Raw genomic sequence first — 26,390 nt, 5'->3', positions numbered from 1 at the left:
ATGACCGAGCAGGAACAGCCCAAAAACGATTTTATGCACAAGCTCGCGCTGCAAATTGTTGAGCGGCGCAACCTTGTGTTCCTCATCGTCATTCTGGGAACCATCTTCACCATCTTCTCCCGCAGCTGGGTCAAGGTGGAAAGCGACCTGACCACCTATCTGCCCAAGACCAGCGAGACCCGCATGGGCCTGGACATTATGGAAAAAGAGTTTACCACCTACGGTTCTGCCGATGTCATGGTGGCAAACATCACGCCGGACGAGGCAGACCAGCTGAACGACGAGCTGGCGGGCCTCAGGGGCATCCAGATGATCGAGTACGATGATACCACCGCCCATTATAATAATGTATCGGCGCTGTACTCCATCACATTCGATTACCCCGAGGACGACGACCAGTGCCTGGAAACGCTGGAAAGCGTCAAGGAGTACCTGAAAGACTACGATATCTACGTTTCCACCTCGCTGGGCAATACGCAGGAGGAGACGATTGAGCGTGAAGTCAATGTCATCATGGTGTATGTTGCCATCATCATTGTGGTGGTGCTGATCTTCACCTCCCAGACCTATGCGGAAGTTCCCGTGCTGCTGCTCACTTTCGTGGTGGGCATGATCCTCAACATGGGCACCAACTTCCTGCTGGGCACCATCTCGTTCGTTTCCAACTCGGTCACGAACATTCTGCAGCTGGCCCTTTCGCTGGACTACGCCATCATCTTCTGCAACCATTTTAAAGAAGAACACGAGACCCTGCCCTTGAAAGAGGCGGTCATCGAGTCGCTGGCCAAGAGTATCCCGGAGATCAGTTCCAGCTCCCTGACCACCATCGGCGGTCTGGTGGCCATGCTGTTCATGCAGTTCAAGATCGGCCCGGATATGGCCATCTGCCTCATCAAGGCCATCCTGTTCTCCATGCTGTCGGTCTTCGTGGTCATGCCCGGCCTGCTGATGCTGTTTGGCCCTTACATGAGCAAGACCAAGCACCGCAACTTTGTGCCCAAGATCTCGTTCGTGGGCCGCTATGCTTACAAAACCCGCAAGATCGTTCCCATCGTCTTTGCAGTGATGCTGGTGTTTGCCTACCATTTCCAGACACAGTGCCCCTACGCCTATGGCTACGGCCCGATCAAGACGCCAGTGTTGAATGAGACGCAGATCGCCGATAACATGATCGACGAAAACTTTACCAAGTCCAACCTGGTGGCTCTCGTCGTACCAAAGAACGACGATTACCGGGTGGAAGCAGCCATGATCAAAGAACTGGAAAGCCACGATGAGGTGGACCACACCCGCGGCCTTTCCAACATTGAGGCCATGGACGGCTACATGCTGGAAGACCGGCTCACTTCCCGCCAGTTCTCTGAGATGGCGGGCCTGGATTACGAGCTGGCCCAAGTGGTCTACACAGGCTACGCGTTGGAAAATGATGAGTACGGCCAGGTCATTGGCAACTTCTCCAACTACAGTGTGCCGCTCATTGATATGTTCCTCTACGTCTGTGACGAGGTCGATTCCGGCATTGTCAGCCTGGACCAGGATCAGATCAACGACCTGCATGATGCCCAGACCCAGATGCTGAGCGCAAAGGCCCAGCTGCAGGGTGCGGATTACAACCGTATTCTGGTCTACCTGAACCCCAGCCTCCAGAGCGGGGATGAAATGTATGAGTTCACGGACCAGATGCGCACCATCGCCCGGAAGTATTACCCGGACGGCGACATCTATCTGGCGGGCGACGCCACCAACGAGTACGACTTCCAGAAGTCGTTTGCCATCGACAACATCGTGGTCAGCGTGGTCTCCGTGCTGATCGTGCTGATCGTCCTGCTGTTCACGTTCCAGTCGGTGGCAATGCCCATCCTACTGATCCTCGTCATCGAGGGCGCGATCTGGGTCAACTTCTCCGTCCCCGCTTTTATCCACACGCCGCTGTACTTCATGGGCTACCTGATCGTCAGCTCCATCCAGATGGGTGCAAACATCGATTACGCCATCGTTATTGCAACCCGCTACAACGAGCTGCGGGATAAGATGGACCATAAGACAGCCATGATCGAGACGCTGAACTTTGCGTTCCCCACCATCCTCACTTCCGGCACCATCATGACGGTGGCCGGTACCCTTATCGGTCAGATGACGTCCGATGCCTGCATCGTGGGCATCGGCCAGTGCCTGGGCCGCGGTACCATCATCTCCATCTTCCTGGTGCTGTTCGTCCTGCCGCAGATCCTGCTGGTGGGTGGCAAGCTGGTGGATAAAACTTCGTTCTCCATGCATCATGTGGTGCTGCACACCAACACGGCCAGCGGCCGGGTGCGTGTCAATGGCATGGTGCAGGGCGAGGTGAACGGCTCCGTGGCCGGTACCATGAACGCCGTTGTGGATGGAAACGTACATCTTACCGTTCTTTCTGGTAAAATCTCACAGGAGGTGCAGGATGAAAACGACTCCCATGCGGACGAATGAGTCTGCGGCGGGCAGCACCCGGCTGCTGCACCGCCTGACCGCTGCGCTGCTGGCACTGGTGCTGGCGGCTTCGGCGGCGCTGCCGGTATTTGCGGCCGACACCGCGCCGACGGATACCATTTACATCAACAGTGTTTCGGACCTGCTGGCCTTTGCCGACAAATGCGGCTTTGATCAGTGGTCCAAAGGCAAGACCGTGATCCTGCAGGAAGACCTCTCGCTGGAGGATACGGAGTGGGCCCCCGTTGCGTCGTTCAGCGGCGCGTTCAAGGGCAACGGCCACACCATCTCGGATGTCAGCCTCGTGGGGGCTTATTCTCCAGCCGGCTTCTTCGGCATCCTGGAAGAGGGCGGTTCCATTCAGGACCTTACCATCAAGGGTGTGGTCAATCCCGCTGGTACCCAGAAGACCGCAGGCGGTCTGGTGGGCACCAACTACGGCACCATCATCAACTGCACGTTCTCCGGTGCTGTCCACGGCGAGGAGGAGGCGGGCGGTCTGGTGGGCCGCAATGAGACGAGCGGAACCATCGACCACAGCACTTCCCGTGCCATGGTCAGCGGTGCGTATGCCACCGGCGGCATCGTGGGCTACAACCTCGGTGTCATCACCGGCTGCACCAATGTGGGCGCCGTCAACTCCGAGTATCAGGAGTCCGCCCTCGATATGGAGGGCCTCCCGGCCACCCTGCTGGAGCTGGTCAAGAAGGATATGGGCGATGACCTGAGCAATAACATCTCCAATGTCTCCTCGGATACCGGCGGCATTGCAGGCCGCTCCTCCGGCCTGATCCTCAGCAGTGCCAACGCGGGCGACGTGGGCTATGCCCATGTAGGCTATAACGTGGGCGGCATCGTGGGCCGGACCGATGGCCTGATCTCCGGCTGTGTCAACCAGGGCCTGGTACAGGGCCGCAAGGACGTGGGCGGCATTGCCGGCCAGGCAGAGCCCTATGTGGAGCTGGACCTGGACCAGAGCACCATCAACCGTCTGCGCACCGAGCTGGACACGCTGCACACCATGGTCAACGGCGCGGCCGATGACATGGACGGCAGCACCAGCCTCCTCAATACCGACCTCAACACCCTGAACTCTCAGATGGACACTGCCGTGCAGGCAGCCCGCCGTCTGCAGGAGCAGGGAGGCGATTACTTTGACGAAGTGGCGGACGAGGTGGACCGCACGGGAGACCTCATCTCCGATACATTTACCCGGCTGGAGCCCGTGATGGACACGGGTGTCGACGCACTGGATAAGATGACCACCGCCGTGGGCCAGCTCAAGTGGGTCACCGCGGAGATGGCGGCCGAGATGCTGACCGCCTCCACGGCACTGGCCAAGGCTTCTTCCGGCGCGCACAAGGCCAGCGACGCGCTGGATTCCAGCAAGCAGGGTCTGGAGCAGATCAGCAAGGGCCTGGACGACCTGATCGCCTCGCTGCCGGGCAAGGATGACAGCGGCCTGAGCAGCGCCATCAGCACCATTCTGGGCGGCTATTCCAGCGTGTCCGGTGACGCGGTGGACGATCACATCAAAACAGCCATCTCCCTGCTGCAGGTGGCGAATTCCGCCATGAGCATCCTCTCGTTGGGCTCCGGCATGAGCGGCCAGATGAAGCTGCTGACCACCGGCCTGGGTCTGCTGCGGAGCGCCACGCTGCTGGCCGATGACGGCCAGCTGGCTTCCGCCGGCAAGCAGGTCACCCGCGCCGTGGGCAATATGGCAGGCCGGGCCACGCAGATCGGCGCGCTGCTGGGCAACACCGCCAACCTCGTTTCGGAGCAGGGCAATCCCCAGATGGCTTCTGCCCTTACCAGCATGTCCGGCGCGCTTGGCAATGTGGGCGACCAGCTGGGCAATCTGGAAGATATTCTGGATAAGCTGGGCTTCAACACCGGCAACATCAGTTCCGGCAATGCCTCCATTCAGGCGGGTCTGGATTCCCTGAGCGATGCCGCACAGGATCTGGGCAAGGCTGCGGATGATTTTGACAAGTCTCTGGATATCCTCAAGACGGATTCCGCCCTCACCAGCGCAACGCTGGGCCACATGTCCGCCAGCCTCGGCATCATGGCGGAGGGCATGAGCGGCCTGACCAGCATGACCAGCCAGGCGGCGGATATCGTCCACTGGCTGGCGGAGCAGGATCCCATCCATGTGCCGCGCCCCTCTTCCGAGATGACCGCGACCAAGGATGAACTGTTTGACGCTGTGACGAACATGACCGACCAGATGAGCACCCTCAACCGGGATATGCTCTCGGCCAGCAACACCCTCACCAGCAACCTCCGCTCCATCAACGACCAGATCAATGTGGTCTCCAACCTGCTGCTGGATGCTGTGGAAGAGATCAGCGACCCCGGCAGCAAGAACATCTTTGAAGATGAGTCCGAGAACCTGACGGCTCAGAACGAGGGCAAGATCGAGGGCTGCACCAACCGCGGCACCGTGGAAGCCGACATGAATGTGGGCGGCATCGCGGGTACCATGGCGGTGGAAAACACCCTTGACCCCGAAGACGACGATAAGGATGAGAACCGTTCGCTCCTGCGCACCGAGTACACCATCAGCGCGGTGGTGATGAACTGTGTCAACGAGGGCACCGTTACCTCCAAGAAAGAGGCGGCAGGCGGCATCTGCGGCGAGATGAATCTGGGCTACATCACGGGCTGCGAAGCTTACGGCAAAGTGGATGGCAACAACAAGGTGGGCGGCATTGCAGGCCATTCCTCCGCAAAGCTGATCTCCAACTGGGCCAAGTGTGAGCTGACTGGCAGCAAGTACATTGGCGGCATCGTGGGCCAGGGCGCGGACAGTGTCCTGACCGGCAACAGCTGCATCATCAAGGATAACCGCGCCATGGTGGAGATCCATGAGCCGGACGATGACGGGGATGACTCCGAAGTGGCCCTCTCCACGAGCAGCAGCAACACCAACGGTCAGTATTGGGGCGCCATTTCCGGCGGCCAGGATGGTACGTTCACGGGGAACCTGTTTGTCTCCGATACCCTGCGCGGCGTTGACCGCATCAGCCGTGCCGGTCAGGCAGAGCCCATTGATTACGATACCATGCGGGCACTGGAGGGCGCGCCCAAGGGCTTCCAGAAGCTGACGCTGACCTTTATGGCCGACGGCCACATCGTGGACCAGCGCACCTTTACTTACGGTGCATCGTTTACCGAGGCGGATTACCCCGAACTGCCCCAGAAAGACGGTTACCTTGCCGAGTGGAACACCCCGGTGCTGGATGACCTCCATCTGGACACCGTGGTCACGGCGCTGTACACCTCTTACACCCCGGCACTGAAGAGCATTGATGTCCGCATCAACGGCCGTCCGATCTTCTATGTGGATGGCCTGTTTGGCGGCTCCAATGCCCTGAGCGTTACCTCCCAGACGCCGTCCGGCGTGGCCAATGCCACCGAGCAGTGGCTGCTGGACTTCTCGGACGACGGGCAGGAGACCCACACCATCCGCTATCTGCCGCAGGGCAAGCAGGGCAGCGTCTATGTCCAGCAGGATGGCAAATGGATCAAAGTGCCTACCGATACCTTTGGCAGCTACATCACCTTTACGGCTGCCGGGACCGAGATCGTCATGGCCTTTGTGCCCAAGGGCATCCCGCTCTGGGAGCTCTGCGGCGGCACGGTAGCCGCGCTGCTGGTGGCAGCATTCCTCGCACGGAAGCTGATCCACAAGCGTAAGGCCCGTAAGGCCAAAAAGAACGCTGCCCCCGTGGAGGAACTGGATACGCCGATTGAATCGGACGACCAGAGCACCGAGCAGCACACCAAATAAAAACCAGCCCTTGGGCTGAAACGGAAAAGGCTCCGGGCTTGCCTCCCTGTGAAAGGGGAGTGCAGGCCCGGAGCCTTTTTTGCGTATACGGAAAACGTGTCAGACGCTCTTTTTGTAGACGATAAGGGAAACGATGGCGGAGAGCACTTCCGTGGCCCAGAACGCGTTCCAGACGCCCACAGGGCCAAACTGTCGGCAGAGCACCCAGGCCAGCGGCATGATGAAGACGATGTAGCGGCACAGGGAGATCACCAACGACTGCGTGCCCTTGCCCAGACCCTCCAGCGCGCCGGAAGAGGTGGTGGAGATGGCGGAGACCACAAAGCCCAGGCAGATGATCCGCAGAGCAACTTTTCCGGCTTCCACCGTCTCCGGGGTAGAGGTAAAGAGCCGCATGAGAGGCTCCGAGGCCACCAGACAGCCAAGGGTGCCCGCTGCCATGATGGCGGCGCTCAGGATGAGGGTGATCTGGTAGAGCCGGCGTACCCGTTTGTGCTCCCCGGCACCGTAGTTGTAGCTGATGAGGGGACGCATTCCCTGCACGATGCCGTTGGCGGGCAGGTAGAGGAATGTCTGTAGTTTGTAGTAATCCCTCTTTCTTTTGTTTTTCTGTAATTAGTTTATCTTTATTTAATTGCATTGGATTTTCCAACGTAGGGTTTTCCTGCGTGGGATTCTCCAACGTTGGATTTTCCAATGTAGGTGAAACCGATGCAGGAACGGGCTGCGGCAGCTCAAAGATCACATAGTCTGCACCGCGCAGCCGCCCTTTCTCGTCCCGTTCTCTGGAACGCTGGATGTAGCCTGCCTGTTCCAGTTCCCGGATAGCCTGCCGTATCGCGTCTATGCTTTCCCGGTTGATACGGGCCAGCCCTTGCAGGGTGTAGTCCCAATCTTCCGGCAGGGAGAGCATTTGGGAGAGTAAGCCCTTGGCTTTCAGGGACAAGGCACGGTTTCGTAGGTGGTGGTTTGACATGACCGTGTAGTCGCTGTTTTTTTCTACCCGAAAAACTGCCATTTCACGGATGCCTCCTTTCTGTTTTTGGGCAAAGAAAAAGCCGCAGGCTTTTTGTGAAAGTCTGCGGCTATGCCGATTGTTAGATATTCAATTCTTTGTGTTTCCGCACTCCATATCAATTACCACCGAAACAGTAATGTGATTTTCAATGCGTTTGTTGCGGAGTTTATCGCCCTCGCCATCGAACACAACGTGACGAGAAAATAACGTAAAACGGAGGATTTCTACTAGATTTCTCTTTGTAGCGAAACTATCGCTTCGACGTATGGGGGGCAAGTAAACATATCTGCCCAAACTGCGGGCGCAAGATGAAACAGCAGTTCACAGGGCTGTTCCATTGCAAGTGTGGGACAAGCTGGCGCGTGACATAGGATTTTTTGAGCGCACTCCAGATATGGTGTTCTCACTGGAACGCAAAAAAGTCGGAAATAAAATCAAACAGCTCCCGGCGATACAGCATACAGGCTTTCTTTGCCAGACTGGTAAAGTTCCTGTGTGGTGAACGGAATGAAGATGGCCGTGCTGCTGGTGGTCAGTCCTCGCTGAATTTCGATCTGACAGTCAGCCAGCGGCAGGCTGCTCATCAGCCCCTGCTCCTGCTGAAAGTCAAGGCGGCACAGGTTGCAGTTGTGCTTCTGTGCAATGCTGGATGCCTGAAAAACGTTGTTTTCCAGTTCCTGCTCTGTGCGTCCAGTGTTCAGCACCAGAAAGGTAACAAGGAACATCCGCTCGTTCTGGCTCTGCAATTCCTTCAGCAGGGCTTTTGCATCTCTGCCGTAGGTCGCCAAATCCGACGGAATGATGTCAATATCATATCCGGCACGGATGGCTTTCTTCTGCTCCTCGATCTTGCTGCGATCCAGTTCCGTGATGGTGCGCTTGACCGTCTTAATGGCCTTGTTCTGGTCAACAGACTGGATGTGCATGGTAACGATCTGGGACGAATCCATATCGAGAAAGTCTTTCAGCAACTGGTCGCTGATGTCGGACGCCGTGATGCTCAGAAAGCTGGCGGCGCAAAAGATACCGCCCATCTGGAAGGTGCGGCTGTTCTTGAATGCAAAGGCGGTAGGCGCAATGGCATCCTTCACGGAAAGGCCGCTTTTCACAAGGTCTTTCCAGTCAAAATGAAATTTGCTGGCACCGTCCATGTTGAACATATCGTGCATGAGTTTCAGCCGCTGGACACCATTCAGGGGCTTTGCTTGCACACCCAGCCGGTGAAAGTTGTTCAGCAGATCGTTCTGGATGTGGTCCAGACGGGGCTTGACCTGCGCCATGCTCTCGCCCTCCACGCCAAAGGTGATGAATTTGGTCTTAGTCAGACCATTATTGCCCTTGGCAAGCTGCTGGCGCAGCATCTGGGAATACTCCGCACGAACATCATCGAAACCATCCTTCTGGAACGGAATGCGGATGCTCTTTTCAAACTCGGTGCTGTCGGTTGCCATGTTCACAAAGGACAGTTCAAATTTGATGCTGGAATCAAAGAAGTTCAGAAAACTGCACCATTCCTCAAAAATCGCAGTCTTATCCTCCTGCTGGGCGAGCTGATAATTGATGTCCTGATACTGGATGGTGCGGGTGTAGTAATTGGGCTTCACCCGGCAGGTGCCGTCCTCAAACATCCGCTGCATGGGGATGGACTGCTGGGCGGTTCGGGGCACAGCGGGTTTCTGCGGCTTTTTCTTGCCGCCCTTATCGGTCTTTTTCCAAAACGGGATCATGGGTCACGCCTCCCTTCATAAGCAGTGCATAGTAGTTGTTGGTCTTGTAGGGGCGAATCTTCGGGCGGAGAAACCGGGACTGCACATAGTACGACAGCAGCTTTTCCATAGGTTGACCGTTTTTCTCGTACATCCCAAGGAAAAACGCCGGCAGCATCACCGCCATCATACCGAGGGTGGCGGCAGTGTTGCCGCCGGAATCCCGGAGAACAAAAAACAGCGGCACTCCAATGAGAGCCGCTGTGCCAAAGCAGACGAGCTGCCGTTTGGTCAGATTGAATGCGACCTTCGATTTCACTTTCGTCAGGTCACGGGGAACGGAAATATACGCAGCCAATAAAGCACCTCCTTTAATGCGCTCCGAGAACGGATTTTGTCACGGAGCTGGTCTTGAACAGGCTGAAACAGAGCAGAACGGTATAGCCTACGATGCTCCAGATGGTATTGATGGCATCCCCGGAAATTGCCACGCTCTGGATCAGCACCGCATAAATCGCCACGCAGATGAGGATGAGAAAGCCCTGAAAACCCAGTGCAAACAGGCATTTCAGGTAGTTCTGCCCCATGTGCGATTGCTCATGGTTGCCGAAGGTCGCCATGGGGATGGGTGCAAGGCTTACCATGCAATAGATCTCAATCATGCGCCCGTAGACGATCACAAAAATGATGATGCTCAAGATCCGCATGGTGATGCCGATAAAGAAGGACTGCAAAAACAGTCCGAACAGGGGGCCTACATCCATCTGCATCAGGCTGGCTTCCAACATCGACAAGCCAATGTCGTTGACACGGGTGTTTCCGGCAATGATGCCGCTGGAATCGGACACAACTTTCTGCGTAAGGTCAAAGACTGCCATCACAATATCAAAAGTATTGCTGATGAGCCACACCGAAACAGCGGTCTTAAAAATCCAGCGCATGATGAGTGCCGGTTCAAACTGTGCCATATTGTTGTGTTCAGTAATCATTTGAATCAATTCATAGCAAGCAATGAAGGTCAAAATCACGCCTGCAATGGGCAGCACCACATTCCGGGAGAGGGCTTCGATCATGGCGAACACTCTCGGTTCAAAGCTGGAGGGCTTAGTGCCCACCTGCTGTGCGATGTTTCCCACCTGCGTGTTCACATCATCGAACAACCCGGAAAGGTTTGACATAATGCCTGCCGTCAGGATGCCTTTGATCCAGTCGGCAATGGCTTTGAGAACGGTTTCCATTCAGTCACCGTCCTTAGCTGAAGTGGTTGATAAGGGTCTTGAGAAGATTCAGGAGAAAAATAATGTGGGTCAAAAACTGCATAAAGCACCGCCTTTCATTGATGGGTGGATAAAAACACGGCTTGGGGCACGGACATTCAATAAAACTGCAAACCGCAGAGGGCTTTCCGCTGCTGCTCAAGCCGCCGTATGGAACAATGGTCTCATTTCATCTATCATTTTTTCAAAATTTTGATTGATGAATGATAGATGAAATGATATGATAAAAGAAACGATATGGGAGGTATACACCGTGCGAAACAAGAAACCGCCGTTTGAAATCACAGAAGCAGCTCTTTCAGATGTTATGGAGATCAGCGAACTGGTAGGCAAAATCAGTTCCACCCAGAATCTTTCCACAAGTCCGATTCTGCGCCGCCAGAATCGAATCCGAACGATTTATTCTTCTCTGGCGATCGAGCAGAACACACTCTCTTTGGAGCAGGTGACGGCTGTTCTGTCTGGAAAACGTGTGCTTGCCCCTCCAAAAGACATCGCTGAAGTAAAAAATGCCTACGAGATCTACGACCATCTTGCAGAGTTGAATCCATATTCGATGGATGACCTCTTGCTTGCGCATCGAACGATGATGCAGGGACTTGTGCGTGAAGCGGGAGAGTTTCGTTCCCGACCTGTTGGCGTTGTAGACAACAAGGGGAATGTCCTGCATTTTGGAACATTGCCGCAGTACGTTTTCTCTTTGATGGAGGAACTGATTCAGTGGACAGAAAATAGTCCCTTTCCTCTTTTAATTAAGAGCTGTGTTTTCCATTATGAATTTGAAGTGATCCATCCATTTGCAGATGGCAATGGCCGTATTGGACGGCTCTGGCACACACTGCTGCTGTCAAAATGGAATCCCTTATTCGCATGGCTTCCCATCGAATCCATCATTCACGACCATCAGACCGAGTATTACGCAGCAATCAATCAGTCTAATGCACAGGGTGAAGGAACTGTTTTTATCGAATTTATGCTGGGAATCATCAAAGAGGCTTTGACCGAAGCAATCAATGAACAGCCTGTTGCACAGAGCAAGGAAGAAGTGCGTTGGACGAAAATTGCAGCATTTCTCCGCACAAACCATATTATCCAGAACGTCGATGTACAGAATCTTCTCGATGTTTCTCCTGCCACTGCAAGTCGAGTTCTGAACACCTTGACAAAAGAAGGAAAGCTCGTCAAAGTGCGAAATGGTCGCTACTGGGCATATAAATTGGCAGATTGATTATGTACAGGCGGGAAAACCCGCCTGCGGCTCTTAGCCGAACAGACCGCTCAGCAGGGGAATCAGGGTGATGCCCACCAGAGCAACGCCGCCGCCAGCCATGAGCTGTTTTATCCCCAATTAGGTGTAAAACTCTGCTCGATGGCGGGCGGCGGCGTACAAAAAATCTATATGGTGTTGTTAAGAGAACCGTCCCGGCGGGACAGGTCAGGCAGTGACCTGTTCCACCTCCGGGATGGGTTTGAGATTAAAATGAATTTCGATAGAAATGTGTCTTGTTTTATCTTCGTCAATGCGCTCATGCACGACGATTTCTTTGATTAAGCGGTTGAGGGTGGCTGCGTCCAGCTCTGTGATGTTGGCGTATTCCTGAATGGCTTCCACCCATTGTTTTGCGTCATTGGCAAGCTGGACTTCATCGGACAGCCGCTTTCTGCCCTCGGACACTTTTGCTTTAAGCTCCGTCTGCTCGGTCTGTGTCTTTTCCAGCATGGTGTTGAAATTCTGCTCACTGATACGCCCTGCAATCATATCCTCATAAAGCCGCATGACCATTTTGTCCAGAACCCCAATCCGTTCCTCGTCCCTTGTAAGGGAGCGTTCCATTGCTTCCCGATGTTCCCGCTGCTCGGCTTCACAGGTATTGGTCAGGCGGTCAGCAACCGCTTCCCCGTCCATCAGGGCAGCTCTGGCACATTCCCGGATTTTCCGCAGCACATGGCTGTAAAGGGTGTCATAGTCAATCCGGTGCTGGGTGCAGTGGTTCTTTCCAAAGGCGTTGTAGGTCTTGCAGGAGTAAATCCGCTGGGGATATTTTGCGTTTGTGTAGCGTACCGTCAGCGACTTCCCACACTCGCCGCATTTTATCAGTCCGGCAAACAGGCTGATTTCATTGGTCTGCCCCGGACGCTGGCGGGATTTCAGCTTGTTCTGCACAATGTCAAAGCTCATGCGGTCAATCAGCGGTTCATGCTGTTCCTCCACTACAATCCAGTCCTCCGGCTTCTTTTCCCCAATCGTGCCGATTTTGAAACGGTAGTCCTTTTTCTGGGAAGCAATCGCCCCGGTGTAGACGGGATTCATCAAAAGGTCTTTGATAACTGAGAAGTCCCACATATACCGCCCGTTTTCCGGGTCTTTCTTTTCCCATTTGGTGCGGGTATTGCGAAGCCCCCGTTCCCGGTTCCACCATGTGGGGCAGGGGATTTTTTCTTCCTCCAGCCGTCTGCGGATATAGTTCGGACCATGACCGTTTAGGGCATATCCGAAAATCAGCCGCACAATCGGGGCGGTTTCCTCGTCAATGAGCAGATGGTTTTTGTCCTCCGGGTCTTTCCGATACCCAAACGGGGCAAGACACCCGGTAAACTGTCCTTTCTGCGCTTTCAGAAGATAAGAGGAATGGACTTTCTTGGAAATATCCTTGCTGTACATCTCGTTCAGGATATTCTTGAACGGGGCAATATCGTTGTTATCCCGCAGGGTGTCGATACCGTCATTCATGGCGATATAGCGGACACCGTTTCTTGGGAAAAAGTCCTCAATCAAATGCCCGGTTTGCAGATAGTTACGCCCCAGACGGCTGAGGTCTTTCGTGATGACAAGGTTGATCTGCCTGCGCTCAATGGCTCTCAACATTCTCTGTAAATCAGGACGCTCCATATTAAGACCTGTGAAACCATCGTCCTGATAGACTGCCACAACCTCCCATCCCTGCTTTTCGCAGTATTTTTCCAGCATATCACGCTGGTTTGCGATACTGGCACTTTCGCCTTGCAGGTCATCGTCCTTTGACAGCCTGCAATAGACCGCTGCACGATAGCCCCCGGCAAGTGCCTTTCCGATTGTTCTATATTCCATTTCGTTCATCATAGCCATTTACCCACACAATCCAGACGGTATCTGGCTCTTTTGAACCTCATCTTCATTATACTTCAAATCTTTCTTTTTAGCAAGATATTCTTTTGTATTTGTCTTCCCATATTTCTGGGAAATCAGGCTGACGAACACATCGGTTGCGTCCAGTTCCCCGTCAAACACCGTTGTAACATGAATCTCTGTTTTGTTTTTTGCCATAGGCAGTTATCCTCCATACATGAAAATAGCCAGACAGAGGGTGTCGGCAACGAAGTCCGGCAACGGGCTTCAAAAGACCTTGCAAACAATCTCAATCTGGCGATGGTTACTATTTATACTTTTCTTTTATTTTTCTGTTGTTTTGGTTGTTATAAAGGAGAAAAGCCCGGAAATAAGGGATTTTCCCGGGCTAATGTCCTGCAACCGGCTCGGCAACGGGATAGCAACAGGGGGTGCAACGGGCGGTCATTTTCAGAATGGAAGCTCCATCTGTTCTGTGACCTCCACAAAACCATCCATCGTTTTTTCAGACGGGTTTCCGGAGTCCGTTGCCGGGTTTTCACGCTCCCAGCCCTTTTGTCTGCCATATTCGGAAAACATTCTTGGGTTCGGGAAGTACCGCCAGCCGGTAATGCACTGGTTCATAATCTCGTTGATTTCCCGGATTTCCCATTGCTTCGGCTCGTCAAAGGTATGGTTCAAGGCTTCCTTGTAAAGCTGCTTGGAACAGACCATGCTCCCGGTGTACTTATCAAGATACGCCTGTATCATTCCGGCTTTGGTGTCCTCCGGCATAAAATCCCGCTGGTGTTCTTTGAGATACCGTTGCATGGTGGGGCTGAAAGCCAGCTTGAACCTGCCGCTTCGGTAAATCTCCATAGCTTCTGCCCACATCTGCTCGATATAGGCTCTGGAAGCAGCTTCGTCCTCCAAAATGTGAACCTCGGCTTGCTCCGGGTACACCATGACGGGGATAAAGCGGCGGTTGCCGGAACGGTCAAGGGGCAGGAAGTCAAGGGCATTGGAAGTGCCGCCAAACACGCACTGACGGGGGCGGTCTGCCGGGTGGGTTTCATAGGGTATCTTGTAAACTTCTTTCTGCCGGCTTAAAAATGACTTGATTTCCTCAATGCTCTTGGCGTTGGCGGTTGCCATCATTTCCGACATTTCGATAATCCAGTGACCTTGCAGCTTGCGGTACACATTGTCATCGTCCAGCTTCCGCAAATCATCGGAGAACCACTCGTCCCGGACTGCCAGCAGACGGAAGAAGGTGGACTTGCCAGCCCCCTGACCGCCTACCAGACAGAGCATGATTTCAAACTTACACCCCGGCTGAAAGGCTCGTGAGATTGCACCCAGCAGGAACAGCTTCAACGCTTCATAGGTGTAATCGTCTGCGTCAGCCCCCAGAAAGTGCCGCAGGCAGAAACGGATTCGTTCTGTCCCGTCCCACACAAGGGCACTTAGGTAGTCCCGGATGGGATGGTACTTGTTTTCATTCGCCACAATCCCGATGGCGTTATCAATCTTTTTCTCATTGGTAAGCCCGTAGGTTTCTTCCAGATAGAGAAGCAGATACTTCATGTCCGTATCGTTCAGGGCGGTGCTTTCTCTGTGGAAGCCGATGGGCTTTATGATGTCCTTGCGGTCAGTTAGGATGTTGTATGCGATAGCCCCGGAAAGCAGAGGGTCACGCTGGAATACGGTCAGGCAGTTCCGGATGCTCTGACGGACACCGCCTTTCTCGGTGGTTTCCAGCCCCGCCTTGATTTCCTCAATGCTCTGGGGCGGCTGCATGGCGTTCATGGTGTTTTTTAGTTCTTTCTGCGTCTGCGGCTGCAAGCTCTGCCATTCGCTGTTCAAGCTGTATCACATCCTTTCCGTAGTCCGTAATCAAAGCCGCTTTTTCCTCTGTCTCCCCGAACAGCAGCACATCCAGCAGATATTCCACTTGGGCTTGCTTCTGTAAGGCTTCCACAAACCGGGGATGAAAGGCTTCTTCCGGGGAGTGCGGGGCGTAGTCCCTTCTCCATGCCCGAAGCAGATGGAGATAATCGGCAAGAATACGGAAGCAGCGGTTCTTTGCTTCCTGAAACTGTTCCTCCGGGGATTTCTGCCGGGGCTTGGGCTTTTTCGCCTTTCCCGGCGGCTTCCAGTCCTCATAGGAAAGCCCGAAGTCCTGTGCCAGTTGTACGGCGGCTTCTTTCTTTCCCAGCCCATACAGGGCGGCGGCAAAATCAATCACATCCCCATCCGCACCACAGCCGAAGCAGTGGTAACGCCGATCCAGCTTCATGCTTGGGGTTTTATCGTGATGGAACGGGCAGCAAGCCATCCCGTTCCGACCTACATGGATTCCATAATGCTCCGCAGCCTGTCTGGTTGTGACGGACTGCTTCACAGCTTCAAATACATTCAAATCTATCCCTCCTTGAAAAAAAGAAAAGCACCTGACATTCTCTGATTGAAAATGGCAAGTGCCTGTTAAAGTTCCATATCCTGTTGTCTGTGTTTCGTCTGTTCCGGGGCGGTTCTTTGTGCTTTTTTCTCGTCTGCCTTATCCTGCAAGACTTCTTTGATGGGCTGTTTCTTGGGCGGCTCTTTGCTTTCCTCTGTGCCGGGTGTGGCTTTCCGTACCCAGTAGCGGATGTCCCGCAGCTTCTTCAAATCCTCCTGTACCTCGGTCAGCGGTACTTTCAGCTCTGCGATTTCGCTAAGAAGCGTTTCCTGCTCCTCTTGCAGCTCCTTTTGGGTGCTGTCCTTATCGTCCGGGTGCTTGGCAAGGTAGGCTGCGGCTTTCTCATACCGGGCAACCTCCGGGTGTTCCTGTTTGAATTTCTCCTTTGTTTTCTTAAAAAATATCTTCTGGTACTTCTCATAGACAGGCTTACCTTCCTTGCAGTCTGTCCGGCTGGCAAGAATCCCGTCAATCACTTTGCTGCGGGTTTCCTTTGGCTTCATCTGATTGCGGTAATCTGCGGCTGATTTCCCGGAAGATTCCAGAAATGCTTCTAAGTCCTCCACAGTAGAAAGCCCCTTTTGCCGGAGATAGGACAGGGCTTCGCTGACTGCCTTTAAGTCCTGTGAAGTCCCCCGGTTCTGTCCAGCTCTTGTCCAGTCCTTCCGTTCTTCCTTTCGTATCTCCATATACTTCATCAGCAGATTGGGAAGAAGTGTCGCTTCCTCCGCCGCTTTTTGTGCAAGCAGTTCTTTCCGTTTTTCTCCCAACTCGGTAATCCAGCCTTTGAGGTTTTGGATAAGCTGCCTGATAGACTTCATCAGACTGTTGGCGGCTCTGATTTCCCGGTTCAGGTTGCCGATATTCGTCTGGATACCACGCTTTTCCATCTGCCGGACAGCAGCCCCCTCATGGACAGTAGGGATAATATCAAGCCCCTGTCTGGCATAGGAACGCAAGTCCACACGCTCCGGGCGGTCATTGGCTTCCAGATAGCGGTTCTGGATTACTTCCCATTCATGCCGCCAGATTTCACAATATTTCTGGTCGTTCCAGTCAACCGTATCCTCCTTGTGGCTTTTCCACCTGCCGGACGGAAGTTTTATCCGTTCTCCGCTTTCATCAAGGTCATAAACCTTGCGGCTCTTGGGAAGCCATTTCCCATGTTCGTCTATTGCCCTCATAGTGAGCAAGACATGGGCGTGGGGATTGTGTCCCGGCGGATGGGGGTCATGGATGGCAAAGTCAACGATCATGCCTTTGGAAACAAACTGCTGCTCACAAAACTCCCGGACAAGGACAGCGTACTGGTCGGGCGGTATCTCTCTGGGAATGGTAAGCACCCACCGCCTTGCAAGCTGGGAGTTCCATTGCTTTTCCACCGCTTCGGCGGCGTTCCATAGGGTATTGCGGTCTGCATACGACCGTGGGGCATTTGCCGGGAGCAGGATTTCATTGTGGACGATGCCACGCTTTTCCGGGTAGTGCTTCACTTGCTGGTCGTATTCACAGAACAGCTTTTCGCCACTCTGGTAAGCAGCGGCGGCAACCGCAGACTGTCGCTGGCTGCGCTGCACAATCGTGATTTCATTGTGTGGACAGGGCATTTCGTGTCCCTCCTTTCTACGCTTGGTGGATGGGGTGGCGTTTTACCACCTCATTTTGGGCAGAAAAAAAGCAGGAGACCTTTTTCAGATTTCCTGCTCGGTGTGCCGCTGTGAGGGCGGCGGATATTTAGTTGTAAAAGTTCGGGACAAGTTGACCCGATGGGTAGATGGTACACTTAAAAATTATGGTTCTCTTGTCATTAGCTCATTAGCATAATGATTAAGAGCTTCACAAGGTTCATATTTGCATTTATAACCAATACCGTCAATTATAATAAATGGATTGTATGCTATAATCTCCACTTGAAAACCATCTGCCAAAGACAGAGTGAAAATAACTGCTTGTCCGGCATATTCTGTATATGAGTTGTCCTTATTGTAAATAACTACCTCATTGAGATATGATACTAATTCCTCTGTTTCTACTATCTGAATTGTTGTATCAGGTGGCGATAACCGAACACTTGCCGAAGTAATATCTGCTGCCTCTAAATCTTTGAATGGTCTATGAGCAGAAAACAAAAGAAAGCTAATACCTATACCGATTAAACATATCAGTGCAATTAACAAAAACTTTTTATGCTTCATTTGATTCTCCTTTACACACTACTATGAAATTTCTTTTTCATCATCTCTTGGTGGTCGGACATAACATAACATTTCTTTTTCACAAGCACCAAATTTTGAGAAATTGGATTTCGCTTCTTTTAGCGTTATTCCATGATTAGAGTCACTTGGTTCGTTATCAGAAGCAATGAACGGGTCCTTCTCCCAAAAACAAACGGGACAGATATACCCACAATCTTCATTTGCCGGAACATTATAGGTAAAATATCCGCAGCAAGGACATTGGTATTTTTTCATATAAACCTCCCGTTTAAGCCTTGACCTCAAATTCCTGATTTATTACTGACTTCATTATACTTTATTGCTTATAGAAAAGATAGCATATTTTATGAAACCTGTCGGCTGGGAACAGCTTGCAACGCAAGGTGTCCCCAGATGGCAAGTCCACAAAAGGGTAGCTGGCAGCAGCCAGCGCAGGGGAAGCGTAGCGTCCCCTGTTTGATTTGAAGCAGACCATGACTGCGGAAAATCACAGCCCTCCGGCGAGGAGCCTTCGGAGAACGCAATACACCAACCTCTGGGTGGTGTATAATTGCGCCCTTAGTAAACTAAGGGGTTTCCGGCTTCTCCCGTTCCAGCAGTTTTTTCAATAGTTCCTGCGTGTCCTGTCTGTGAAAAATGAGTTTCAACAACAGCATTACATCATCATCTGTCAGGCGTTCCGGCTCTTGCAGAAAACTTTCCAGCATACCGCCACGGGTACAGAGCCGGTGTGTCCGTTCCTTTCGGGTAAGCTGCTTCAACTGGTGCTGCAATGCCTTTTCATCATTGATGGCTTTCCGCAGTTTCTTTTCGCTTTTCTCCAGCTCCCGGTTGAGCTTTTCCAGCTTTGATGTATCAGGCAAGGGCAGCGTCCTCCTTTCCCGGTATCAGCACATAAATCCGGTTTGGTTCTCCCACGCCCTGACGCACCCGCATGATAAGTCCGGCGGTTTCCAGTTCATTCAAAGAACGCTTGACCGTCATAGAGCTGCGGGACAGGACTGCGGCAAGGGCTGTGACAGGGAAGCAGACAAACAGGATTCCGTTCTCGTCCTCCTGCCCTTTGGATAGCATAGCGTCCAGCATCCGGCAGTACATGACCTTTGCGGTGCTGCTGACTGGAAATCCTGTTAACGCTCTGGGAAAGGACATACAGAGCGGCAATGGTGTGTCTATCGTCATAAATTCAAAATTCATTCTGTGTGTTCCTCCTTTTTCTTTGCTCGTTTGGATAAATAACGGGGGCAGTCAACCACAACCGCCCGGAAGCTCTGCTTGCACCCATGCTGGCATTTCCGGCATAATTCGTTGTAAGTGACACGCCCCCGGTCATTGAGGTAAAAGGAAAGCTCATGCTTCCTCTTTTTGCTCATTCTCGGCATATTGTGTTTCCTCCCGTTTTCGTGTATGGTTTCGGGGCGATTTTCGGCAAAATTACAGCCATAGAGCCGCTTAAAATCTCCCAAAGTATCAGCGATAGGGTAGACTATCCCCCTATCAGATTGTCGTGTTTCGGTATCATTTCGGTGTCAGTTCGCCAGTTCTCCCCGGTGTCGTTCCTCCCCTGAATCTCACAGCGGCGTATCGCTCCCTTTGGTACGCTCGTTTCGGTCAGGGTTCCTCCATATCCCTGCCAAAAGTCATGGCGCTACATCGCCGGGGAAGCATATCCCACACAGGCTGGTCATTCGATTGGAATAATCCATCGATGAACTACCTGTATCATAGAACATTTTTGTGCCCTGTGCCGTATGTCCACAAAGTAGGAATTAGGGGTAAAAATCAGAAATTTCCACGATTGCGGAAAGTGTGATATAATCCAGTTAAACGGCAACAATGAAACCGCCGGAAAGGAGCGTGCGCCCATGAAAGGAGCGACAAGCATACAGGAACGCCTTTGGGAACTCCGCAAGGACAAAGGCTTAAATCTGGAAGAGTTGTCAGAGTTGACGGGTATTTCCAAATCAGCTCTTGGAAGTTATGAGAAAGAGGATTATAAAGAAATCAATCATGGCAACCTTATCACACTGGCAGACTTCTATGGGGTTTCCGTTGATTATCTGCTGTGCCGGACAGAGAACAGGGAGCAGATCAACACGCCATTGACGGAGTTGCATTTGAATGATGAGATGGTTGCTCTCCTGAAAAGCGGTCGGATTAACAACCGTCTGCTCTGTGAGCTTGCCACACATAAAGATTTTATCAAGTTTCTTGCGGACATTGAGATTTATGTGGACGGGATTGCCACCATGCAGATTCAAAACCTCAATGCCCTTGTTGATACTGTCCGACATGAAATCATTGAACGGTATCGCCCTGGCGAAGACGACCCCCATTTGAAAGTGCTACAAGCCGCCCATATCAGTGATGATGAATATTTCAGTCAGATGGTACGGGATGACCTCAACCTCATTATCCGGGATATTCGAGAAGCCCATAAAAAGGACAGTGAGAGTGCACCCCAGACCACTGTTGCCAATGAACTGAAAGAAAATCTGGAAGCGGTCGAAAATTTCAAGGGCAGCCGGGATGAAAAGCTGGTTGTCCTTTACTGTAAACAGCTCGGTATCAACTATAAAAATCTGTCAGACGAAGAATTTCGCTGGCTGATTCGGATTCTCAAAAAATCAAAGAAAATGGGAACGCCTATCAGCCAAAGGAAAAAACGGTAAAGAAAAACCGCTGTTGCATGGTTTGTTGGCTTCCATGTAGCAGCGGTTTTTGCTGGGATTATTCAGTTGAATTTTTAGAACGACAAACTGGAAGTTGTCAAAGAGAATTGTTCCAGTATTCCACAGTATTGCCATTCACATCATAGAATGTAATGGTTCCCGCATTTATAGGCAAAACAATCGCAAAAGGTTTATTGCTGTCAATGTCAAGCGCTTGAATTGTGTTGCCGTCATCTATTTCAAGCTGTGTTACCTGTTGCTGATTCATAGAAATAAATGCTCGCTCATTATATCCTTCTACAGTGTACTCGGCAATTCCTCTTTGAACCCCCGAAAGTTTTCCACCCCCACGGAAAAAGTATCCAAAGGAAAGACCAGGGCGGTTGACATAGACGGAAAAAGAATGGTCACTCAAATCCTGAGGGTAAGAAATATATGCAGCCATCGTGCTGGAAACGCTTCCATCGACCGTCCAATCATCCTTAATCTTCTGCGACGAACGAATATCTGTCTCCAGCTTAGATGAAGTCACGCCGATCTCATTGTTCGTATAAAGAAAACAAACAAATAAAATACAAACAAGAACAACCCCTATCACAATTTTAAGAAATATTTTTTTCATGCTATCAAAACTCCTTGTCAACTACCGATTTTCTTAATTCGACAAACCGGTATTTAACTGTCTTTGCTAAAAAACCCTATAACAGCCATAATAAATCCTACAGGTATTAAAAGAAAAGACGCCCACACAATACCAATGTATATCAGCTCTAAACCTGCAAGAATCATTATTGCAATACCTAAGAGCATTAAACTGTTACCAAACATAATTTTTTTCATAATGCTTTTCCTCCACAACTTCAAATTGTCGCTCGTCTACCTATCCAACTTAAACGGCACAACATTTCCAACAACGCGTCCAACAAAATATACAATCACGCTCCTTTGCAAATCCCGATTTGTCATAATCATTCTATCATACCGTTATGAATAAATCATCTCTTGCAAAATAATTTCTTCTGCCCGGTTGTGAATGTTATTGCAACGCCGCACCCATTCCATTTCTTGGGTTCGTTTCAATTCCTCGGTCACGCCCTCGGCATCTTTCATCTGCTCCATGATGGTGTCTAACCGTTCCTGTGCCTGTTCGTTCAGGTCTGCAAGGTATGTCCATAACTCCCCGGTCAAGGTCAATGTGTTCAATCTGACTGGGTGGACTTCCCTTAAATATTCCCTGTGCATCCGTCCGTACTTTCCAATAGGGCGGTGTTCCTTCGGCAGCTTCAAATCCGGGATATAGTAATCTCCGACAAGGATATAATCAATTCCGTTTTCCGTTATTCTTGGTTTCAGTTCGCTCATGTTCCTTACCTCCTGTGGAAGCAGGCTCGTCTGGTACTAACTCAATTACATCAGTAATCTCACAATTCAGCGTTTCGCAGATACGGGCTAATGTGTCCATGCTGATGTGCTTTCCCTCTTTGCTCATGTTGGCAATCATATTCGTTGTCATACCGGCGGCAAGCCTTAAATCTTCTTTTCTCATATCACGCTCTAACAGTGTATGCCAGAGTGGTTTATAGCTGATGTGCATATTGCTTTCCTGCCTTTCTATCCATACCACCGGGGCGGCTGCCCCGGCAGGAACTTTTCTCTTATTATAGCACCAATCTTGTGTAATCACAATTTATTCTTGTAGACTGCCGCTGATACCGTCTGGATTGTGCTTTTCCTTTCTTTTTGTTCCCTTTAATTAGCCATGAACTGCTTCATACCCTGACTCTTTGCTTATGTGTGATAAAGAAGTAATAGAAGTGTAAAAAATTTTGCCGTTCCTATCCGGCACTTGCGCAGGGTGTCGGATAGGTCGGGCTTTATTCTTCGGGCAAGTCAATCTTGCCTACAAAGCTGTAATAAATATCAATGCGCTGGCGGCGTACTTCGTTCTCGTCATACTCACATTCATAAACAACGATTTTCTCCACCATTTCACGCAAAAGAGTGTGTGTCAGTTCTTCGATAGAAAGGTACTTGCGGACAACGCTCATAAACTTTTCAGCGTTTACCGTGGCTTCCTGTGCCTTGTCCAGCTCGCCCTGCAAAGCGGCGGCTCTGTCTTTCAGTTCCCGCTGCTCGGCTTCGTAGTCTGCGGACATTTCCATGAAACGTTCATCACTGATTTTCCCGTTTACATTGTCCTCATACAGACGCTTGATGTAGCGGGAAAGTTCTGCAATGCGGCTCTGCACCTGTTCAAGCTGCTTGGCTGCCGCCGCCAGCTTCCGCTTGCCGCCCATTTCATTCTGCTGGATAAGCAGCTTCACGAACCGGGCTTCGTGCTTCTGTGCATAGGCGGTCACTTTCCGCAGATTGTCCAGCACACCCGCCGTCAAAAGGTCGGTGCGAATGAAGTGCGCCGTACAGTCGGCGGTGCGCTTCTTATAGCTGCCGCAGATGTAGCAATCCTGCTTTCTCTTGTCGGTCTGATACCGCTGCTGGTACATCACATGACCGCAGTCGGCGCAGAACAGCAAGCCGGAGAACAAGCCCACATCATCGTAGCGGTTGGGGCGTTTGCGCTGCTTGCGTAACTCCTGCACCCGTTCCCATGTCTGCAAGTCGATGATTGGCTCATGGTGGTTCTCGAAAATCGCCTGTTTCTCAATGGGATTGTCTATGCTGTGCTTCATCTTGTAGGACGGTTTTTCCGTCTTGAAGTTCACAAGACAGCCTGTGTACTCCCGGTTTTCCAGAAGATGAACAACAGTATTGGTCGCCCACTTACATTCATAGCCGGGGTGGTAGCGGCGTGTGCTGCCTGTGCGCTGGTATTCCAGCGTCCCCGGCGTGGGGATTTGCTGCTCGGTCAGCATACGGGCTATCTTGGTAGGCCCGTTTCCGGCAAGGCAAAGCTGGTAAATCTGCTTGACTACCGGGGCGGCTTCCTCGTCAATGATGAAATTCTCGTCATCGTCCATGAGGTAGCCGTACACGGGCTTGCTGGTAACAGGCTTTCCGCTTAGACCTTTTGCTTTCTTAACTGCCTTGATTTTTTTGCTCGTATCTCTCACCATCCATTCGTTGAAAAGATTACGCAGCGGGGTAAAATCGTTGTCGCCCATTGCGCTGTCCACTCCGTCATTGATAGCGATAAAGCGGACGCCTTTCTGTGGGAAAAGCATTTCTGTGTACATTCCCACTTGGAGATAATTTCGCCCTAAACGTGACATATCCTTGACTATGACTGTGCCGACTTTTCCGGCTTCAATGTCTGCAAGCATGGCTTGAAACCCGGGTCTTTGGAAGTTCGCACCACTATAACCATCGTCCGTGTACCAGCAGAGATTGGTAAAGCCGTTCTGCTTGGCGTAGGTTTCTAAAATGCGCTTTTGGTTGGATATAGAGTTGCTCTCCCCCTGCAATTCATCTTCATGGGATAATCTCGGATAAAGGGCGGTAATAAGGTTTTGGGTTGTCTGTCTTAACATGGTTTCCTCCGTTTCTGACAGCCAGCCCCACTATTCCGTACTTCGATTGTACCACATGGCGGGGCGGCGTGTATAGCGGCAAAATGTGAAAAATGCTTCTTTACCGCCCGTCATATTGCCGATTTTTGTGTAGCAGCTTCCGCTTCCAGCACCTTAGCCATTTTGTCGGCTGCGGTTTCCGTGGCACTCTGCTTGAAAAAGCCGGACACCACAAGAACAGAGTTCCCTATGCGGATTTCCGTCACGCAGTCGGCGGGTGCGGTGCTTTTCATGCTGTGTTTGATATGCTCTTTTTTATCGGTCATAGGCAAACTCCTTTCAATCGTTCATCAGCTTTTTCAGCCGTTCCATTTTCTCCTGTGCCTTTTCCCTGCGGAAATTCACGCCGGAGCAGCAGACAGGGGTACACATCTCTGTTACCCGGTCATAAATCCGCTTGTGGGCTGTGTCCGGGGGATTGTTCAGCTCGTCAAGGCTTAGATTGGTCGTGACGATCAGCGGCTTTTCGCTTCGGTAACGACTGTCAATCACATTGTAGACCTGCTCTAAGCCGTACTCTGTTCCACGCTCCATTCCAAAATCATCAAGAATAAGCAGCGGATAGCGGCAGAGCTTGGAAATATATTCGTTCCTGCCCTCAAAGGTGGCGGCAAGGTCATTGAGGACAGCGGCGAAGTTCGTCATTTTTACGGAGATTTCCTGCTCCATGAGGGCGTTTGCAATGCACCCGGCAAGGTAGCTTTTGCCTGTGCCGACGCTGCCCCAGAGCAGATAGCCGATGTTCCCGGCTTTCATGTCCTCCCAATGCTCCACATAGAAACGGGCGGTTTTCATCTGCGGGTTTCTGCCGTTGTCATTGGCAAAAGTCCATTCCCGCATAGCCGGGTCGGTAAAGCCCAGGCGTTTCAGTTCTTCTACCTTGTCCCGGTGCTTTCTCTGCTGTTCGGCGGCTTCACGCTCCATGCGCTGCGCCCGCTGGCAGTCACACTCTGCCGGGTGTCGGTCACGCCCGAACAGGGCAACCTTATCAGCCGGAAAATAGGCTTCTTTCGGTGTCCGGCACTTGCCGCAGTAGAGTAGACCGTCCTCACCTGTGTAGTCCTCCGGCTCGGCGGTGGCTGCTGGTATCTGTAAACTCATATCTTCAAAAGCTGGTTTCATAGACTTTCTCCCTCCTTGTAGCTGTAATCGGGTATGCCCTTTTTCGGGGCAGCTTTAGCGGTATCGTCAGCCGCCCATCTGCGGATAGTGGCGGCATGGTTCTTGTATTTCCTCCCGGTAGAAGCGATATAGCCGGATAGCCGGTCAATGTAATACTCCCATTTGTCGGGCAGTTCTGCTTTCAGTTCAGAAAGCTCTGTATCTGTCAAAATCACATTTTTATATCTGCCGTAAGCTGCGGGGGCGGCTCGTCCCGGTTTTAACTCTCTCTCTTTTTCTATCTCTATATCTATCTCTTTCTTTATCTCTATCTCTGGTGGACAAATGTCCGCTTTTGCTTCGGACACTTGTCCACTAAGCCGTTTTTGCTCTGAAATCTTCATTCTTGCCCTGCGCTTACGCTCCCCCTCGGTAGAGGACTGACCGATGAAAAGCTCGATATTGCTCATATACAAAGCCCCGTTGTCCAGCGGTTCAACAAGCCCCAGTTTCATAAAGATTTGCAAAGCCCTCTCGACTGTGCCGACCTGCTGGCGGGTAATGGTGGCTATCATTTGGGCGGTGTAGGGGATATTTTCGTCAAGCTGCAAAGTGCCGCCGTATTTCAGCGATTTTAAGTACAGCTTCAAGAGGATATTGGAATACAGCATACCGTCCTGCATACTTTCCAGCAGCACGATAGCGTCATCGTCAAAATAGCTTTCTTTCAGTTTGAGGTAATAATATTTGCGGTTATCTGACATAATCTTGGTTCTCCTTATCTGTGGGGCGGGCTTTCCATCTCTTTGAATAATACCGGGGGGCAGAGTACCACGATAGCCCTAAAACTCTGCTTGCAGTCATGGGTACAGCCCCGGCAAAGGGCATTGAAAGTAATGCGGTTTCGCTCATTGAGGAAGAACGCCCATTCCAGCCGCCGCTTCTTGCTCATTCTCGGCATGAAAAAACGCTCCTTTCTTCGGTTTGGCCGGGTATGAGGGGACAGGGGCAAAATCTGTATGTTCCCGGTGCCATTTTCGGGAAAAATCTGCCCTGTAAGCC

At 51.7% G+C, this 26,390-nt stretch carries 27 protein-coding genes and 4 pseudogenes; 7 read left to right on the top strand and 24 right to left on the bottom strand.

The window, feature by feature from the left end; genetic code table 11:
- On the top strand, window positions 1-2,466 hold the full coding sequence (locus tag C4N23_RS11885; RefSeq protein WP_097838512.1) for an efflux RND transporter permease subunit: 2,466 nt from the start codon (window positions 1-3) through the stop codon (window positions 2,464-2,466).
- Window positions 2,438-6,265, top strand: a complete 3,828-nt coding sequence (locus tag C4N23_RS11880) for a GLUG motif-containing protein (protein ID WP_242983787.1) — start codon at window positions 2,438-2,440, stop codon at window positions 6,263-6,265. The genes C4N23_RS11885 and C4N23_RS11880 overlap by 29 nt, the downstream gene beginning before the upstream one ends.
- A gap of 99 nt (window positions 6,266-6,364) precedes the next feature.
- Here the strand turns inward: C4N23_RS11880 and C4N23_RS11875 are convergent, their stop codons facing one another.
- From C4N23_RS11875 to C4N23_RS11845, 5 genes and pseudogenes are all read right to left on the bottom strand, one after another.
- Entirely contained in the window at window positions 6,365-6,799 is a 435-nt protein-coding gene (locus C4N23_RS11875; protein WP_425349595.1) for an MATE family efflux transporter, read from the bottom strand.
- 28 nt (window positions 6,800-6,827) lie between these two features.
- Window positions 6,828-7,283, bottom strand: a pseudogene (locus tag C4N23_RS11870) (helix-turn-helix domain-containing protein); the annotation flags it as partial.
- 458 nt (window positions 7,284-7,741) lie between these two features.
- Window positions 7,742-9,010, bottom strand: a pseudogene (locus C4N23_RS11855) (VirB4-like conjugal transfer ATPase, CD1110 family); the annotation flags it as partial.
- Window positions 8,982-9,347 carry a PrgI family protein gene (locus tag C4N23_RS11850; RefSeq protein WP_112146244.1) on the bottom strand — a complete coding sequence of 122 codons (366 nt, stop codon included), beginning with the start codon at window positions 9,345-9,347 and terminating at the stop codon, window positions 8,982-8,984. The gene C4N23_RS11850 and the pseudogene C4N23_RS11855, both read right to left, overlap by 29 nt.
- 13 nt (window positions 9,348-9,360) lie before the next feature.
- Complete coding sequence (locus C4N23_RS11845; protein ID WP_112146242.1) at window positions 9,361-10,227, bottom strand: VirB6/TrbL-like conjugal transfer protein, CD1112 family; 867 nt, start codon at window positions 10,225-10,227, stop codon at window positions 9,361-9,363.
- A 64-nt stretch (window positions 10,228-10,291) separates the two neighbouring features.
- Between C4N23_RS11845 and C4N23_RS14095 the strand changes: the two genes are divergently transcribed.
- Window positions 10,292-10,462 (top strand): hypothetical protein, encoded by a 171-nt coding sequence (locus C4N23_RS14095; protein WP_179860563.1) that lies wholly within the window; start codon window positions 10,292-10,294, stop codon window positions 10,460-10,462.
- 57 nt (window positions 10,463-10,519) lie between these two features.
- Window positions 10,520-11,494 (top strand): Fic family protein, encoded by a 975-nt coding sequence (locus C4N23_RS11840; RefSeq protein ID WP_242983786.1) that lies wholly within the window; start codon window positions 10,520-10,522, stop codon window positions 11,492-11,494.
- A gap of 33 nt (window positions 11,495-11,527) precedes the next feature.
- On the opposite strand, the pseudogene C4N23_RS11835 reads toward C4N23_RS11840, so the two are convergent.
- The 3 genes and pseudogenes from C4N23_RS11835 to C4N23_RS11825 all read right to left on the bottom strand — a co-directional run.
- A pseudogene (locus C4N23_RS11835) lies at window positions 11,528-11,611 on the bottom strand (Maff2 family mobile element protein); the annotation flags it as partial.
- Window positions 11,612-11,701: 90 nt separating this feature from the next.
- Complete coding sequence (locus tag C4N23_RS11830; protein WP_112146238.1) at window positions 11,702-13,372, bottom strand: recombinase family protein; 1,671 nt, start codon at window positions 13,370-13,372, stop codon at window positions 11,702-11,704.
- A complete protein-coding gene (locus C4N23_RS11825) occupies window positions 13,373-13,570 on the bottom strand; it encodes a hypothetical protein (protein ID WP_004612761.1) in 198 nt (65 codons plus the stop codon).
- On the opposite strand from C4N23_RS11825, the pseudogene C4N23_RS14415 reads away from it, so the two are divergent.
- Window positions 13,544-13,794, top strand: a pseudogene (locus C4N23_RS14415) (tweety protein). The gene C4N23_RS11825 and the pseudogene C4N23_RS14415 overlap by 27 nt on opposite strands.
- 28 nt (window positions 13,795-13,822) lie before the next feature.
- Here the strand turns inward: C4N23_RS14415 and C4N23_RS11815 are convergent.
- The 3 genes from C4N23_RS11815 to mobQ all read right to left on the bottom strand — a co-directional run bounded on the left by C4N23_RS11815 (window position 13,823) and on the right by mobQ (window position 17,389).
- Window positions 13,823-15,160, bottom strand: a complete 1,338-nt coding sequence (locus C4N23_RS11815) for a virulence-associated E family protein (RefSeq protein WP_055262336.1) — start codon at window positions 15,158-15,160, stop codon at window positions 13,823-13,825.
- A complete protein-coding gene (locus C4N23_RS11810; RefSeq protein ID WP_112146236.1) occupies window positions 15,129-15,773 on the bottom strand; it encodes a CHC2 zinc finger domain-containing protein in 645 nt (214 codons plus the stop codon). The genes C4N23_RS11815 and C4N23_RS11810 overlap by 32 nt, the downstream gene beginning before the upstream one ends.
- A 65-nt stretch (window positions 15,774-15,838) precedes the next feature.
- Window positions 15,839-17,389 (bottom strand): MobQ family relaxase, encoded by a 1,551-nt coding sequence (gene mobQ, locus C4N23_RS11805; RefSeq protein WP_242983789.1) that lies wholly within the window; start codon window positions 17,387-17,389, stop codon window positions 15,839-15,841.
- Between mobQ and C4N23_RS14225 the strand changes: the two genes are divergently transcribed.
- Complete coding sequence (locus C4N23_RS14225; RefSeq protein WP_242983790.1) at window positions 17,270-17,533, top strand: hypothetical protein; 264 nt, start codon at window positions 17,270-17,272, stop codon at window positions 17,531-17,533. The two genes, mobQ and C4N23_RS14225, sit on opposite strands and share 120 nt — an antisense overlap.
- Before the next feature lie 69 nt (window positions 17,534-17,602).
- On the opposite strand, the gene C4N23_RS11800 is transcribed toward C4N23_RS14225, so the two are convergent.
- From C4N23_RS11800 to C4N23_RS11780, 5 genes are all read right to left on the bottom strand, one after another.
- On the bottom strand, window positions 17,603-18,007 hold the full coding sequence (locus C4N23_RS11800) for a hypothetical protein (RefSeq protein ID WP_112146234.1): 405 nt from the start codon (window positions 18,005-18,007) through the stop codon (window positions 17,603-17,605).
- Between the two features lie 21 nt (window positions 18,008-18,028).
- The gene (locus tag C4N23_RS11795) at window positions 18,029-18,283 is read right to left on the bottom strand and encodes a CPCC family cysteine-rich protein (RefSeq protein ID WP_112146232.1); all 255 of its coding nucleotides are present in this window, start codon (window positions 18,281-18,283) and stop codon (window positions 18,029-18,031) included.
- Window positions 18,284-18,594: 311 nt separating this feature from the next.
- The gene (locus C4N23_RS11790; protein WP_002594808.1) at window positions 18,595-18,891 is read right to left on the bottom strand and encodes a DUF3847 domain-containing protein; all 297 of its coding nucleotides are present in this window, start codon (window positions 18,889-18,891) and stop codon (window positions 18,595-18,597) included.
- Window positions 18,884-19,180: a DeoR family transcriptional regulator gene (locus C4N23_RS11785; protein ID WP_425349594.1), complete on the bottom strand. Its 297-nt coding sequence runs from the start codon at window positions 19,178-19,180 to the stop codon at window positions 18,884-18,886. The genes C4N23_RS11790 and C4N23_RS11785 overlap by 8 nt, the downstream gene beginning before the upstream one ends.
- Window positions 19,181-19,221: 41 nt before the next feature.
- Window positions 19,222-19,410 carry a hypothetical protein gene (locus C4N23_RS11780; RefSeq protein ID WP_025544156.1) on the bottom strand — a complete coding sequence of 63 codons (189 nt, stop codon included), beginning with the start codon at window positions 19,408-19,410 and terminating at the stop codon, window positions 19,222-19,224.
- Between the two features lie 483 nt (window positions 19,411-19,893).
- Between C4N23_RS11780 and C4N23_RS11770 the strand changes: the two genes are divergently transcribed.
- Window positions 19,894-20,700 carry a helix-turn-helix domain-containing protein gene (locus C4N23_RS11770; RefSeq protein WP_009323504.1) on the top strand — a complete coding sequence of 269 codons (807 nt, stop codon included), beginning with the start codon at window positions 19,894-19,896 and terminating at the stop codon, window positions 20,698-20,700.
- A gap of 97 nt (window positions 20,701-20,797) precedes the next feature.
- Here the strand turns inward: C4N23_RS11770 and C4N23_RS11765 are convergent, their stop codons facing one another.
- The 8 genes from C4N23_RS11765 to C4N23_RS11735 all read right to left on the bottom strand — a co-directional run bounded on the left by C4N23_RS11765 (window position 20,798) and on the right by C4N23_RS11735 (window position 26,092).
- Window positions 20,798-21,322 (bottom strand): hypothetical protein, encoded by a 525-nt coding sequence (locus C4N23_RS11765; RefSeq protein WP_112146230.1) that lies wholly within the window; start codon window positions 21,320-21,322, stop codon window positions 20,798-20,800.
- Between the two features lie 53 nt (window positions 21,323-21,375).
- Complete coding sequence (locus C4N23_RS14090) at window positions 21,376-21,540, bottom strand: hypothetical protein (protein ID WP_006060468.1); 165 nt, start codon at window positions 21,538-21,540, stop codon at window positions 21,376-21,378.
- Between the two features lie 144 nt (window positions 21,541-21,684).
- On the bottom strand, window positions 21,685-22,062 hold the full coding sequence (locus C4N23_RS11760) for a TnpV protein (RefSeq protein ID WP_003020283.1): 378 nt from the start codon (window positions 22,060-22,062) through the stop codon (window positions 21,685-21,687).
- On the bottom strand, window positions 22,022-22,384 hold the full coding sequence (locus C4N23_RS11755; RefSeq protein ID WP_342587762.1) for a helix-turn-helix domain-containing protein: 363 nt from the start codon (window positions 22,382-22,384) through the stop codon (window positions 22,022-22,024). Before C4N23_RS11755 ends, C4N23_RS11760 begins: the two co-directional genes overlap by 41 nt.
- Before the next feature lie 190 nt (window positions 22,385-22,574).
- The gene (locus tag C4N23_RS11750) at window positions 22,575-24,188 is read right to left on the bottom strand and encodes a recombinase family protein (protein ID WP_009255332.1); all 1,614 of its coding nucleotides are present in this window, start codon (window positions 24,186-24,188) and stop codon (window positions 22,575-22,577) included.
- 110 nt (window positions 24,189-24,298) lie between these two features.
- Window positions 24,299-24,460 carry a transposon-encoded TnpW family protein gene (locus C4N23_RS11745; protein ID WP_286161366.1) on the bottom strand — a complete coding sequence of 54 codons (162 nt, stop codon included), beginning with the start codon at window positions 24,458-24,460 and terminating at the stop codon, window positions 24,299-24,301.
- Window positions 24,461-24,506: 46 nt separating this feature from the next.
- Window positions 24,507-25,349 (bottom strand): ATP-binding protein, encoded by an 843-nt coding sequence (locus C4N23_RS11740; RefSeq protein ID WP_009255334.1) that lies wholly within the window; start codon window positions 25,347-25,349, stop codon window positions 24,507-24,509.
- Complete coding sequence (locus tag C4N23_RS11735; protein ID WP_009255335.1) at window positions 25,346-26,092, bottom strand: phage replisome organizer N-terminal domain-containing protein; 747 nt, start codon at window positions 26,090-26,092, stop codon at window positions 25,346-25,348. The genes C4N23_RS11740 and C4N23_RS11735 overlap by 4 nt, the downstream gene beginning before the upstream one ends.
- Between the last annotated feature and the right edge of the window lie 298 nt (window positions 26,093-26,390).

It is taken from the genome of Faecalibacterium hattorii, from assembly GCF_003287455.1.
GTDB classification, from domain to species: Bacteria; Bacillota; Clostridia; order Oscillospirales; family Ruminococcaceae; genus Faecalibacterium; species Faecalibacterium hattorii.
The sequence above is the reverse complement of the archived record's forward strand: the minus strand, read 5'-3'. Positions and strand labels throughout refer to the sequence as shown.

What these genes read in the sequence shown, in the direction of transcription:
- C4N23_RS11880 (WP_242983787.1), top strand. Translation starts at nt 2,438, where the DNA reads ATGAAAACGACTCCCATGCGGACGAATGAGTCTGCGGCGGGCAGCACC.
- C4N23_RS11760 (WP_003020283.1), bottom strand. Translation starts at nt 22,062, where the DNA reads ATGAGCGAACTGAAACCAAGAATAACGGAAAACGGAATTGATTATATC.
- C4N23_RS11765 (WP_112146230.1), bottom strand. Translation starts at nt 21,322, where the DNA reads ATGAAAAAAATATTTCTTAAAATTGTGATAGGGGTTGTTCTTGTTTGT.
- C4N23_RS11830 (WP_112146238.1), bottom strand. Translation starts at nt 13,372, where the DNA reads ATGGCTATGATGAACGAAATGGAATATAGAACAATCGGAAAGGCACTT.
- C4N23_RS11740 (WP_009255334.1), bottom strand. Translation starts at nt 25,349, where the DNA reads ATGAAACCAGCTTTTGAAGATATGAGTTTACAGATACCAGCAGCCACC.
- C4N23_RS11815 (WP_055262336.1), bottom strand. Translation starts at nt 15,160, where the DNA reads ATGAACGCCATGCAGCCGCCCCAGAGCATTGAGGAAATCAAGGCGGGG.
- C4N23_RS11735 (WP_009255335.1), bottom strand. Translation starts at nt 26,092, where the DNA reads ATGTCAGATAACCGCAAATATTATTACCTCAAACTGAAAGAAAGCTAT.
- C4N23_RS11780 (WP_025544156.1), bottom strand. Translation starts at nt 19,410, where the DNA reads ATGCCGAGAATGAGCAAAAAGAGGAAGCATGAGCTTTCCTTTTACCTC.
- C4N23_RS11825 (WP_004612761.1), bottom strand. Translation starts at nt 13,570, where the DNA reads ATGGCAAAAAACAAAACAGAGATTCATGTTACAACGGTGTTTGACGGG.
- C4N23_RS11785 (WP_425349594.1), bottom strand. Translation starts at nt 19,180, where the DNA reads ATGTCCTTTCCCAGAGCGTTAACAGGATTTCCAGTCAGCAGCACCGCA.
- C4N23_RS11750 (WP_009255332.1), bottom strand. Translation starts at nt 24,188, where the DNA reads ATGTTAAGACAGACAACCCAAAACCTTATTACCGCCCTTTATCCGAGA.
- C4N23_RS11795 (WP_112146232.1), bottom strand. Translation starts at nt 18,283, where the DNA reads ATGAAAAAATACCAATGTCCTTGCTGCGGATATTTTACCTATAATGTT.
- C4N23_RS11770 (WP_009323504.1), top strand. Translation starts at nt 19,894, where the DNA reads ATGAAAGGAGCGACAAGCATACAGGAACGCCTTTGGGAACTCCGCAAG.
- C4N23_RS11800 (WP_112146234.1), bottom strand. Translation starts at nt 18,007, where the DNA reads ATGAAGCATAAAAAGTTTTTGTTAATTGCACTGATATGTTTAATCGGT.
- C4N23_RS11745 (WP_286161366.1), bottom strand. Translation starts at nt 24,460, where the DNA reads ATGAAAAGCACCGCACCCGCCGACTGCGTGACGGAAATCCGCATAGGG.
- C4N23_RS11845 (WP_112146242.1), bottom strand. Translation starts at nt 10,227, where the DNA reads ATGGAAACCGTTCTCAAAGCCATTGCCGACTGGATCAAAGGCATCCTG.
- C4N23_RS14090 (WP_006060468.1), bottom strand. Translation starts at nt 21,540, where the DNA reads ATGAAAAAAATTATGTTTGGTAACAGTTTAATGCTCTTAGGTATTGCA.
- C4N23_RS11875 (WP_425349595.1), bottom strand. Translation starts at nt 6,799, where the DNA reads ATGCGTCCCCTCATCAGCTACAACTACGGTGCCGGGGAGCACAAACGG.
- C4N23_RS11885 (WP_097838512.1), top strand. Translation starts at nt 1, where the DNA reads ATGACCGAGCAGGAACAGCCCAAAAACGATTTTATGCACAAGCTCGCG.